The sequence below is a fragment of the Corynebacterium sp. HMSC05E07 genome, assembly GCF_001807225.1.
GTDB lineage: Bacteria > Actinomycetota > Actinomycetes > Mycobacteriales > Mycobacteriaceae > Corynebacterium > Corynebacterium singulare.
Genome location: NZ_KV788232.1, coordinates 1 through 11,997, shown reverse-complemented (window position 1 = coordinate 11,997; position 11,997 = coordinate 1). Strand labels below are relative to the sequence as shown.

Below are 11,997 nucleotides of genomic sequence, written 5' to 3'. Positions count from 1 at the left end.
TGCTGCCGCCTTGCCGGCGCTCATGTGTAGGGAGGCGTCGATGAGGATAAGGGGGACGTCGGCAAGCGCGGGCCCTGGCTCATCCATCGGCAGATCCGTGTGCCCAATCTGGAGCTTCGCCACGAGCGGATCAACCTCCGACACAGCCGAGGGGACGAAGGCCCGGGCACGATCCTCGACGGTGACACCGGGCAGAGTCTGCACGTCACGCCATGCCTTGTTACGGCCGCGGCGCGCGACTTTGCGAATCCGGTGCCCGTACCACTGCCCCAGGGCCTCCGCGAAGGCACCGTCCTGGCCGGCGCGCTCATCAAGGCAGAGCTTGACGACGGCCCTTCCCGCCGCCTCCAGCACCTCCGTGCGGCTTGGCGGATCCTGCTTTGGCAGGTGAAGCGCAATCTGCATCGCCTGAATGGTCTCCGGCTTATCCGGGTCCTCAGGATCATCGCGCCAGCTACGTTCGCTACAGGCCTCGACAAGGCGGCGGTGGGCCTCGCGAAGATTACTCACTGGCAACCTCCTCCATGGGGATACCAAGAATCTGCAGTATCTCATCCATGTAGGGGTGGTTGACGGCGGCGTCGGCGACCTCGCGCAACGCCGGCTTCGCGTTAAAGGCGATGCCTAGTCCGGCGGCCGAAATCATGTCGATGTCATTGGCACCATCACCAACCGCGACCGTCTGGCGCATGCTGAGGCCGGAATCGGCGGCGAACTCGCGGAGAAAGTTCTCCTTAGCCTTGCGGTCAACAACGTCACCAATGACGCGGCCAGTGAGCTTGCCGTCCTCAATTTCAAGAGTGTTAGCGCGCAGGTAGTCTAGTTCGAGTTCCTTCGCCAGATCCTCCAGAACCTGGATAAAGCCACCGGATACCACCGCAACGCGGTAGCCCATACGCTTGAGGGTGCGGATAGTGGTGCGCACGCCTGGCGTGAGCTCAATATCGGCCGCGGTCTGCGCGATGACCGACTCCGGCAACCCAGCCAGCGCAGCCACTCGTTCGCGGAGGGATTCCTCGAAGTCCAACTCGCCGCGCATCGCGCGCTCGGTCACGGCCGCGACCTCAGCTTCCTTGCCCGCATGAGCGGCAAGCATCTCGATAACCTCGCCCGTGATCAAGGTGGAGTCGCAATCAAAGCAAATGAGGCGCTTGGAGCGGCGTTGCAGACCAGAGCGCTCGATCGCGATGTCTACGCCCTGCTCGGTGGCCAAGCGCGCAAGGACCGCGCGAACGGGATCCGAGGAACCGTCGATAGTGATGTACAGCTCCAACCCATTGAGAGGGTACGTCGACAGCCCGCGGATACGATCGATGTTGACGTTAAAATTAGCCAGCTCCTGCGCGATGGCGGAGATGTGGCTGGCGTTGAGCTGTCGGCCCAGTACCACAACAACGTGGGTGGACCGCGGGCGGGAGGTGACTTCATCGGCGCGCAGCTCCACGGTCAGCGACTGTGCGTAGATGCTCAGCGTATTGCGCAACCCCTTCTCCAGTGCCTCAAGGCAGGCATTGTCGACGCGAATATACGCGGACAGGGAGATGCGACCCGAGAAGATGGCCTGCTCGACGTCGACAAGCTCAACGTTGTACGAGCTCAACACTCGGAAGAACGCAGCGGACACACCTGGCTTGTCGGGGCCGGAAGTCGTCACGACGGCGAACGCTATTTGGTTGGGGTGATCAATCTGGTTATCCACGCTGCCCATTATCGCACGTTCAGGTTGGCCACCGATAACCTATGATGCGTCGTGCTCGTAGCCAGAAGGCAGTTCAACGAGAAACGCCGCCTCCCCATCACAACGATGGGGAGGCGGCGTTTTCAGGAGTGTGCGTTTCTCTCTCCGCTACCGAGGTGCAGAGAGCACCGGGGCGGCGCGGGAGGCCCGCTAGTTTAGTGGCCGTAGTGGGCTTCCTCGCGGATGCGCTTGACCATGTGCGGGTAGTGCAGCTCGAAGGCCGGACGCTCGGAGCGGATGCGCGGCAGGGAGACGAAGTTGTGGCGCGGCGGCGGGCAGGAGGTAGCCCACTCGAGGGAGTTACCGTAGCCCCACGGATCGTCCACGGTGACGATCTCACCGTAACGCCAGGACTTGAACACGTTCCAGATGAGCGGGATAACCGAAGCACCCAGGACGAAGGAGAAGATGGTGGAAATCTGGTTGAAGACCGTGAAGCCATCAGACTCCAAGTAGTCAGCGTAACGGCGCGGCATACCCATGTTGCCCACCCAGTGCTGAATCAGGAAGGTGCCGTGGAAGCCGATGAAGGTCAGCCAGAAGTGAATCTTGCCCAGGCGCTCATCCAGCATGCGGCCGGTCATCTTCGGGAACCAGAAGTACAGACCAGCGAAGGCGGAGAACACCACGGTACCGAACAGGGTGTAGTGGAAGTGGGCAATGAGGAAGTAGGACTCAGCCAGGTGGAAGTCCAGTGCCGGGGAGGCCAGCATGACACCGGTCATACCGCCGAAGAGGAAGGTTGCCAGGAAGCCCATGGCGAAGATCATCGGGGTATCCCAGGTGATGTGGCCCTTCCACATGGTGCCGACCCAGTTGAAGAACTTCACACCGGTCGGAACCGCGATAAGGAAGGTCATGAAGGAGAAGAACGGCAGCAGGATGGCGCCGGTCACGAACATGTGGTGAGCCCACACAGCCATGGAGAGTGCACCAATGGCCAGAACGGCGAAGACCAGGCCGATGTAGCCGAAGACCGGCTTACGGGAGAACACCGGGATGACCTCAGAAATAACGCCGAAGAACGGGATTGCGAGGACGTAGACCTCCGGGTGGCCGAAGAACCAGAACAGGTGCTGCCACAGGATAGCGCCGCCGTTCGCGGAGTCATAGATGTGGCCGCCAAGCTTGCGGTCATACAGAACGCCCAGGGCGGCTGCGGTCAGCAGCGGGAAGATCATCAGCACGATGACGGATGCAGTGAAGACACACCAGGTGAAGACCGGCAGACGGAACATGGTCATGCCCGGTGCACGCAGGGTGAGCACGGTGGTGATCATGTTGACAGCCGAAGCAATGGTGCCGACACCGGTAGCGCCAACGCCGACGATCCACATGTCAGCGCCGATGCCCGGGGTGTGAACGGAGTCAGCGAGCGGCACGTACATGGTCCAGCCGAAGTCAGCGGCGCCACCCGGGGTGACGAAGCCGAGCAGCATGACGACACCACCGGTCAGGGTGATCCAGAAGCCAAAGGCGTTCAGTCGCGGGAAGGCCACATCCGGTGCGCCAATCTGCAGGGGCAGCACGTAGTTACCGAAAGCCCACACAACTGGTGTTGCGAAGAGCAGCAGCATCACGGTGCCGTGCATGGTGAACAGCTGGTTGAACTGCTCGTTGGACAGGAACTGCAGGCCCGGGGTGAAGAGCTCAGCACGGAGCAGCAGTGCCATGAAGCCACCGAGGAAGAAGAAGCTGAAGGCCATGATCATGTACATGATGCCCAGCTGCTTGTGGTCGGTGGTGGTCAGTAGCGTCCAAGCCTTGGAACCAGTCTTTGCGTTACCAGTCGGCTCTGGACGTGTGGGCGCGACGTAATCGTCGAGCCGTGGCGCCACAGCGGTCATAAAATCCTCCTGAAGAACAAGTGCTTTATCGCGCACGTGTGCACGCGAGGACTCGCGTTGCGCACTACGTGATCAAACACCTAGGTTTACTCGCCTTATATTAGGGCACCTCGCGGATAAATTTCCAGCGCTCCCCTTACTTCTGCCAAGCTTGCTAACCCCGTTTGGAGCCGGAAAGTTCCACGAACTGCCTGCACGCGGGCAGCCCCTGCACCGACACCCTCTCGACCCCCTCGCCAGCCGGTGATCCAGAACACAGCACCGGGGGCAGGCGCTGACTAAAACGGGAAAAACGCACCCCCTGAAAGAATCAACCTTTCGGATGATCCCGACCGGAGGTGCGTGTCACGCCAGCGACCCTCGAGGGCCTTGTGACGGAAGTGACGCTTCGTTGCGAAGGATCTGGGGTAGTTAGAAGTCCCAGTCGTCGTCGGTCGTCTCCTCTGCCTTACCAATGACATAGGACGAACCAGAACCAGAGAAGAAGTCATGGTTCTCATCGGCGTTCGGAGAGAGCGATGACAAGATAGCCGGGGACACACGGGTCTCATCCGCCGGGAAGAGCCCCTCGAAGCCCAAGTTGTTGAGTGCCTTGTTCGCGTTGTAGCGCAGGAAGCGCTTGACGTCCTCGGTCCAACCAAGGTCATCGTAGAGATCTTCGGTGTAGTCGATCTCATTCTCGTAGAGGTCATAGAGCAGATCGAAGGCGTAGCCCTTAATCTCCTCCTGACGCTTCGGGGACAGCTGCTTGTAGCCTTGCTGGAACTTGTAGCCAATGTAGTAGCCGTGCACGGCCTCGTCACGAATGATGAGGCGGATGATGTCGGCGGTGTTCGTCAGCTTCGCGCGGGAAGAGAAGTGCATCGGCAGGAAGAAGCCAGAGTAGAAGAGGAAGGACTCCAGCAGCGTAGAGGCCACCTTCTTTTTGAGGGGATCATCGCCGCGGTAGTAGGACATGACGATCTTGGCCTTGCGCTGAAGGTTCTCGTTCTCTTCAGACCAGCGGAAGGCATCGTTGATCATCGGCGTCGATGCCAGCGTCATAAAAATGTTGGAGTAGGACTTGGCGTGCACCGACTCCATGAAGGCAATGTTGGTGTAGACGGCTTCTTCGTGCGGCGTGGTGGCGTCGGGAAGCAGCGACACGGCACCCACTGTGCCCTGAATGGTATCCAAGAGCGTCAGGCCAGCGAAGACGCGCATGGTGGTCTCCTGCTCCTTCTCCGTCAGCGTCTTCCAGCTGGGGATGTCATTAGACACCGGAACCTTCTCAGGAAGCCAGAAGTTACCCGTGAGACGGTCCCACACCTCGGAATCCTTCTCATCCGGGACGGTGTTCCAGTTAATCGCCTTCACCGGCGCCTCGTGGCTGGCGATGTAATCGTCATACTCGTGAGACACGCGCGTTACCTCGTCTTTCTACATCTCGATACGTCTGTCGCCATGGTACCCATTCGGCCTCCGTTCCGGTAAGTGTCGCCACTCCCCATGGAATACGCACGTCAGGCAGGCTAACTTATACTGACGTTTTATGGGTTGTGAGTTCATTTCCCCTACGCGCAGGGAGGCACCAGCATCGTGACAGCCACGCAGGAACCCCACACTCCCCTACTCAGCACCGTGTTGGACACCATGGGGGCAGACATCGTCAGCGGCACCCTCCCCGCCGGCGAGCGGTTCACTCTCAACGATATTTGCCTGCGCTTCGACATTTCGCGCACCGTCGCCCGCGAGGCCATGCGCGCACTCGAGCAACTCGGCATGGTGTCTTCCTCACGCCGTGTGGGTATTACTGTGCTGCCTATCAGTGAGTGGGCCGTATACGATTCCTCCGTCATCACGTGGCGATTGAACTCGGAAAAATCACGGGACGGACAGCGCAACTCCCTCAATGAGCTGCGCCTCGCTATCGAGCCCACCGCCGCAGCACTCGCAGCGCAGCACGGATCCCCAGAAGATAAAGAGGAAATCCTGTCGTTGGCACAGCGCCTTCACTCTTTCGAGGAGACACCCGCGCGCCGCGTGGGTGAGCAACTAGCCACGGACCTGCGTTTTCACACCATGGTTCTGCACTCCTCAGGAAACGAAATGTTCGCAGCGCTGAGCCCATTCCTTCTCTCCATGGTGCGCGGGCGCTCAGTTTTTGGTTCACACAAGCGCAACCCCACCGCTGGAACAGCGCGCCTCCACTTGGATCTAGCGGAGGCTATCCACCGCAGCGACGCCGTCGAGGCAGAAAAAATCGCACGTGCCATCCTCACGGCGGCACGTGCGACAGAGGCCTAGCTACGGCCTAGAGCATGCAGGAAACGCAGCCCTCAACCTCGGTTCCTTCCAGCGCCATCTGACGCAGGCGGATGTAGTAGAGGGTCTTGATTCCCTTGCGCCATGCGTAAATCTGCGCGCGATTAATGTCACGCGTAGTGGCGGTGTCTTTGAAGAACAGCGTCAACGACAGACCCTGATCCACATACTTGGTGGCAGCGGCGTAGGTGTCGATGATCTTCTCGTAACCGATCTCGTAGGAGTCCTTGAAGTACTCCAAGTTCTCGTTGTCCATGTGCGGCGCCGGGTAGTAGACGCGACCGATCTTGCCTTCCTTGCGGATCTCAATCTTGGAGGCAATCGGATGGATGGACGAGGTGGAGTTGTTGATGTAGGAAATCGAGCCGGTCGGCGGCACAGCCTGCAGGTTGCGGTTGTAGATGCCGTGTTTGGCGACGTCCTCCTTCAACTGCGCCCACTCCTCCGCTGATGGGGTATGGATGGACGACTTGGCGAAGAGCTCCTTCACCTTCTCCGTGCGCGGAGCGAAGTCTGCCGGATCATAGCGGTCAAAGAACTCGCCGCTGGCGTACTCGGACTGCGGGAACTCGGTGAAGTACTCGCCACGTTCGCGGGCCAGCTTGTTGGAAGCACGCAGAGCGGCGTAAAGGACGGCAGCAAAATAGGCGTTGGTGAAGTCTAGGCCTTCCTCGGAACCGTACTCGATGTGCTCGCGGCCAAGGTAGCCGTGCAGATTCATCTGGCCCAGACCGATGGCGTGGGAATCATCGTTGCCCTTGCGTACCGACGGCACGGAGTTGATGGAGGTTTTGTCCGCCACGGCGGTCAGACCACGGATGGCGGTTTCAACCGTCAGACCAAAGTCCGGAGAATCCATGGTGGTCGCAATGTTGAGGGAGCCCAGGTTGCAGGAGATGTCGCTGCCGAGGGTCTTGTAGGTGAGGTCATCGTTGAGCTCGGACGGAGCATTGACCTGGAGGATCTCGGAGCACAGGTTGGACATGTTGATGCGGCCGGTCTTGACCGGGTTCGCGCGGTTTACGGTGTCCTCGAACATGATGTACGGGTAGCCGGACTCAAATTGCAGCTCCGCGATGGTCTGGAAGAAGTGACGCGCGTTGATCTTCTTCTTGCGAATGCGCGGGTCTTCCACCATCTCCTCGTAGTGCTCAGTTACGGAGATGTCACCGAAAGCCTTGCCGTAGACGCGCTCGACATCGTACGGGCTGAACAGGTACATGTCGTCATTCTTACGGGCCAGCTCGAAGGTGATGTCCGGGATGACGATACCGAGGGACAGGGTTTTAATACGGATCTTCTCATCGGCGTTTTCACGCTTGGTGTCGAGGAAGCTCATGATGTCCGGGTGGTGAGCGTTGAGGTAGACCGCGCCTGCTCCCTGGCGTGCGCCAAGCTGGTTGGCGTAGGAGAAGGAATCCTCGAGCAGCTTCATTACGGGGATGACGCCGGAAGACTGGTTCTCGATGTGCTTGATGGGTGCACCAGACTCGCGGATATTGGACAGCAGCAGAGCGACGCCGCCACCGCGCTTGGACAACTGCAGAGCAGAGTTAATGGAGCGGCCGATCGACTCCATATTGTCCTCGATGCGCAACAGGAAACAAGACACTAGCTCGCCGCGCTGGGCCTTTCCTGCGTTGAGGAAGGTTGGGGTGGCCGGCTGGAAACGGCCGGTCATGATCTCATCCACGAGGTGCTCAGCCACCTCGGTATCGCCATCTGCGAGGAAGAGAGCTGTCATCGATACGCGGTCTTCGAAGCGCTCGAGGTAGCGGCGGCCATCGAAGGTCTTCAGCGTGTAGGAGGTGTAGTACTTGTAGGCACCCAGGAAAGACTTAAAGCGGAACTTGTACGAGTAGGCGCGCTTGAACAGGGATTTGATGAATTCGAAGTCATACTGCTCGAGCAGTTCTGGCTCGTAGTACTTGTTCTCCACCAGGTAGTGCATCTTTTCTTCCAGATCGTGGAAGTAGACGGTGTTCTGGTTGACATGCTGGAGGAAGAACTGGTTCGCGGCCTCACGGTCCTTGTCGAACTGAATTTTACCGTTCTCGTCATACAGGTTGAGCAGTGCATTCAGCGCGTGGTAATCCAGCTGCTCTTCAGGCTTCACAGGTTCTGCGACGGTCTTACCCAGTTGCGTGGTCACGACGTTCACGTGCCTTTCTTTACTATGGCGAAATTGGAGAGACGAAAAATCTACACGAAATATATAAGGAGAAGCCCTAGGCTGCGAGACCCAGGGCTGCTGCGTTGGCTAATAGGCCTTCGCGGCAAATTGTGACATCTTCCTCGGTACCAAGAAGTTCGAAGCGGTACACATAAGGCACCTTACACTTGGCGGCGATGACGTCGCCGGCCTTGCCAAAGTCAGTGCCGAAGTTGCTGTTTCCTCCAGCCACGACCGCACGAATAAAACTGCGGTTGTGTTCATTGTTAAGGAAACGGATGACCTGCTTGGGCACGGGCCTCGTGTTCTGCTTGCTTATCGACGCCCCTCCCCCGTACGTCGGGCAGACCAGAACGTAGGGCTCGTTGACGATGAGTGGCTCATCGGTCAGGCGGAGGGGAATGCGAACGCTGGGAAGACCGAGCTTCTCAACGAAGCGGTGCGTATTTTCCGTGGCGGAAGAGAAATACACGACCAACATGGAGAATCTTTAGGCAGTCGCCGCCAAGGAGCCCAAGGCCTTAATGCGGTCAGGACGGAAACCGGACCAGTGCTCACCATTGGCCTCGACGACCGGCGCCTGAACATAGCCCAGAGCCATGACGTAGTCGCGGGCCTCATCATCCAGGGAAATATCCACGGTGGAGTATTCGAGACCTGCACGGTCCAGGGCCTTCTTGGTGGCGTTGCACTGAACGCACGCGGGCTTGGTGTAAAGAGTGATGCTCATATGACGGTTTCCTTTAACGCTGCACGAGGAGTGACTAATGAATTCTGCTGAGTGACTTTTAGCTCTGGCTACGCGGTGTAGGGCCGCTGCCTGAGCAACATCAACGACACTATACTTTGTGCCGAAACCCCGCAACTGACACTACATATAGTAGTTACAACGATGATATTCCCAGGATGTAAGTCCCCTAGCCCCCACATGTTGACCTCTCACACTCACCACCATCACCACCGCCGTAACTACACGGGTGGTATTTCCTGCGCGTTTACCAGACGTTCACCCGTTTTGTGACAAACACCACAAACGAGCCGCAGCTCGGCCCCGCACAGTTCCCCACGGTCACTGTTGACCACATCCGCACCACCGCGTGCTGCCACACCGCGCATTTCGCATCTGGACCTCAGATATACGCACTCAAAGCGTATATTTGACGCTAACTTAGAGGTCAGGGCCTAAAAATCCCCGATCCCAGACACACTTTCTGACCCTTTACCCTAATGTGGCGAGGTGAATGAGCATAAAAAATCCGCCTCCTCCGAACGTAGCGGAAGAGGCGGAATGGGAATCCTTCGATTCTTAGCCCTGGCGAGCCTTGAAGCGCGGATCCTTCTTGTTGATCACGAAGACCTTACCGTGGCGGCGAATAACCTGGGCGCCCGGCTTCTTCTTCAGCGACCGAAGCGACTTGCGAACCTTCATCGGGCGCTCCTTTCGTTATGCGCAAACTTCATGCGAATGATTAATTCAAAGCACAGCCGGGCGAAGCGCCCAGCAATGACACGAGGGAAAATGTTACCGCACAAGCGCGTCATTACCAAAACACTCACGTAGGAGAGTACCGCGACTGCAGTTCCCAGGAGACCTCCCCTAGCGTCTTGCCCATCGTTTCCGGCACCAGCGCCCGGGTATACCCCAGTGCCACCAGGCCTAAAACCGCGAAGACGCCAAAGGCCAGTGAACCTCCTAGCCATTCCACGACCGGCAGGAAAAACTGTGCCACAGCCCAGTTGCTTATCCACAGAGCCAGGCCCGCGATTCCCATCCCCAGCCCGCGCACCTGGGGCGGCACGATCTCGGAAATCAGCAGCCAGGTCGCGGGCGACACCGCCGCCTGCTGACATGCAATGAAGGCCGCCATGCAGGCCAGCGACACCATCGCCATCGCAGTTGACTCCTTGGCGTAGTGATAGACCACCGCCAGCACTACAAGTGCAGCCACATTGCCGCCCAGCCCCACCAGCAGCAGCCGGCGTCGCCCTACGCGGTCCACCACGCGCATGCCCACCACGCATGCCACGACGGACACAGCGCCAATCACCATGGACGTGTACACAGCGTTTGTCGTCGAGATGCCCACCTGGTTCATCATCGTCGGCGCGAAGTACACAATCGCATTTACGCCCGTAATCTGCTGTGTCAGCCCCATGAGCATGGCCAGGCCCACCGCCCAGCGCATCCAGCGGTGTGCTGTGAGTGCGGCCCATTCGCCTGCGCTTTCCGACGTCCCCCTCGTCCCCTCCTCAGCCGCTCCCACCCGTGCGCGCACCTCAGCGGCAGCGTCGTGGCGGCCCTGCGCGGCGAGCCAAACTGGAGTGTCGGGCAGGAAGAACATACCTATGGCCAGTCCCGCTCCCGGCACCGCCGCCAGCCCTAGCATCCATTGCCAGCTGCCGCTTGCTGCCAGAGCCGAGTTCACCCCATAGGCCAACAGTTGGCCCACCACGATCATGAGCGTATTAAGCGACACCATCCGGCCGCGTACTGCCGCCGGGGTAATTTCAGAGATGTACATGGGTGAGACGATGGACACTGCACCTACCGCCAGCCCCAGAACGGCACGCGCAACAGCCAGTACCGCCGTCGACGTCGCCAGTGCGCACCACACCGATCCTCCGAGGAAAATGAGGCCGCCAGCGATGAGCGTGCGCCGCCTGCCCAGACGGTCTGCCACACGCCCGGCCGCCAGGGCGCCCGCGGCCGCGCCAACCAGCAAGGTTGAGGTCACTAATCCTTCTTCGTGGGCAGACATTCCAAACTCTGGCCCCACAAAGAGCAAAGCGCCCGACATCACGCCGGTGTCATAGCCAAAAAGAAGGCCGCCGAGCGCGGCCACTCCGGCGACAAGCATCACGTAGGTATCGCTGTTCACGGGTGCCTATTGTCGCAGGCGGCTACCATGGTCGTCATGTCACACGAATCCACTGATCTCCAGCGCAGCATCATAAAAGCCCTGGGCACAAAGCCCTTGATCGATCCAGCCGAGGAGGTTGAGCGCCGCGTCACATTCCTCGCCGATTACCTTCGTGACACCGGCGCGAAGGGGTATGTCTTGGGCATTTCCGGCGGCCAGGATTCCACTCTGGCTGGCCGTTTGGCTCAGTTGGCCGTCGACCGCGTCGAGGGCACACACTTCTGGGCCCTTCGCTTGCCGCACGGTGTGCAGGCCGACGAGGACGATGCCCAGGTGGCTCTCGATTTCATCCAGCCTGATTACCGCCTCACCATCAATATCGCTGACGCCACCTCAGCACTCGATAGCGCCGTGGCCTCTGCCCTCGAATCCTCTACGCTTAGTGATTTCAATCGCGGCAACCTCAAAGCTCGCTTGCGCATGGCTGCTCAGTACGCGGTAGCCGGCGAGGTCGGCGCCTTGGTCATTGGCAGCGACCACGCGGCGGAGAACATCACCGCTTTCTTTACCAAGTGGGGCGACGGTGCCGCCGATCTCATCCCATTAGCCGGCCTCAACAAGCGCCAGGGCGCCCAGCTCCTTGAATACCTCGGTGCCCCTGAATCCACGTGGACCAAGATCCCCACTGCGGACCTTGAGGATGACCGCCCGCTGCTTTCGGACGAAGAAGCCCTCGGCGTCACCTACACCCACATCGACGATTACCTCGAGGGCAAAGCCGTTCCTGCCGACGCCCGCGAGCGCATCGAGACCCTCTGGCGCCGCGGCGCCCATAAGCGCATCATGCCCCCTGGCCCACAATAAACACGTTCCGGTTGCGGGGTCGTTAGACCTGTTTTAGGCTTCCGGGTCATGGGGGTATTAGAAACCTACTTCCACTACCGCAATTCGGGGATTGCGCTCGTGGAGAATGCATCCAGCTCACCCGACGAGCTCCGCGCGCTCGGCGCCGACGCCTCCGACGCCACTGAGCTTGCCCACCTACACCGCACCTACTTCGGCCCCACCCGCTTT

General features: G+C 59.5%; 11 protein-coding genes. 2 read left to right on the top strand and 9 right to left on the bottom strand.

The window, feature by feature from the left end:
* The 4 genes from HMPREF3149_RS07005 to nrdF all read right to left on the bottom strand — a co-directional run.
* Nucleotides 1-510, bottom strand: a 510-nt coding sequence (locus HMPREF3149_RS07005) for an ACR protein (protein ID WP_070537252.1), incomplete at its 3' end; no start/stop codon positions are given.
* The gene (serB, locus tag HMPREF3149_RS07000) at nt 503-1,708 is read right to left on the bottom strand and encodes a phosphoserine phosphatase SerB (RefSeq protein ID WP_070537251.1); all 1,206 of its coding nucleotides are present in this window, start codon (nt 1,706-1,708) and stop codon (nt 503-505) included. The genes HMPREF3149_RS07005 and serB, both read right to left, overlap by 8 nt.
* Nucleotides 1,709-1,893: 185 nt before the next feature.
* Nucleotides 1,894-3,585 carry an aa3-type cytochrome oxidase subunit I gene (ctaD, locus tag HMPREF3149_RS06995; protein ID WP_070537250.1) on the bottom strand — a complete coding sequence of 564 codons (1,692 nt, stop codon included), beginning with the start codon at nt 3,583-3,585 and terminating at the stop codon, nt 1,894-1,896.
* A gap of 411 nt (nt 3,586-3,996) precedes the next feature.
* Nucleotides 3,997-4,986, bottom strand: a complete 990-nt coding sequence (gene nrdF, locus HMPREF3149_RS06990) for a class 1b ribonucleoside-diphosphate reductase subunit beta (protein WP_070537249.1) — start codon at nt 4,984-4,986, stop codon at nt 3,997-3,999.
* Between the two features lie 231 nt (nt 4,987-5,217).
* On the opposite strand from nrdF, the gene HMPREF3149_RS06985 reads away from it, so the two are divergent.
* Nucleotides 5,218-5,871, top strand: a complete 654-nt coding sequence (locus tag HMPREF3149_RS06985; RefSeq protein WP_083280803.1) for a FadR/GntR family transcriptional regulator — start codon at nt 5,218-5,220, stop codon at nt 5,869-5,871.
* Nucleotides 5,872-5,878: 7 nt separating this feature from the next.
* Here HMPREF3149_RS06985 and nrdE read toward each other — a convergent pair whose 3' ends face one another.
* The 5 genes from nrdE to HMPREF3149_RS06960 form a co-directional block, all read right to left on the bottom strand.
* Nucleotides 5,879-8,041, bottom strand: coding sequence for a class 1b ribonucleoside-diphosphate reductase subunit alpha (gene nrdE / locus HMPREF3149_RS06980; protein ID WP_070537253.1), 2,163 nt, complete (start codon nt 8,039-8,041; stop codon nt 5,879-5,881).
* 76 nt (nt 8,042-8,117) lie between these two features.
* Nucleotides 8,118-8,543 carry a class Ib ribonucleoside-diphosphate reductase assembly flavoprotein NrdI gene (nrdI, locus tag HMPREF3149_RS06975; RefSeq protein ID WP_042532134.1) on the bottom strand — a complete coding sequence of 142 codons (426 nt, stop codon included), beginning with the start codon at nt 8,541-8,543 and terminating at the stop codon, nt 8,118-8,120.
* A 9-nt stretch (nt 8,544-8,552) separates the two neighbouring features.
* The gene (gene nrdH / locus HMPREF3149_RS06970; protein WP_042532136.1) at nt 8,553-8,792 is read right to left on the bottom strand and encodes a glutaredoxin-like protein NrdH; all 240 of its coding nucleotides are present in this window, start codon (nt 8,790-8,792) and stop codon (nt 8,553-8,555) included.
* A 576-nt stretch (nt 8,793-9,368) separates the two neighbouring features.
* Entirely contained in the window at nt 9,369-9,491 is a 123-nt protein-coding gene (gene ykgO / locus HMPREF3149_RS06965) for a type B 50S ribosomal protein L36 (protein WP_003847162.1), read from the bottom strand.
* Nucleotides 9,492-9,615: 124 nt separating this feature from the next.
* Nucleotides 9,616-10,941 carry a sugar porter family MFS transporter gene (locus HMPREF3149_RS06960; RefSeq protein ID WP_070537247.1) on the bottom strand — a complete coding sequence of 442 codons (1,326 nt, stop codon included), beginning with the start codon at nt 10,939-10,941 and terminating at the stop codon, nt 9,616-9,618.
* Nucleotides 10,942-10,968: 27 nt separating this feature from the next.
* Here HMPREF3149_RS06960 and nadE point away from each other — a divergent pair, with 27 nt between their 5' ends.
* Nucleotides 10,969-11,787, top strand: coding sequence for an ammonia-dependent NAD(+) synthetase (gene nadE / locus HMPREF3149_RS06955; RefSeq protein ID WP_070537246.1), 819 nt, complete (start codon nt 10,969-10,971; stop codon nt 11,785-11,787).
* Nucleotides 11,788-11,997: the final 210 nt, after the last annotated feature.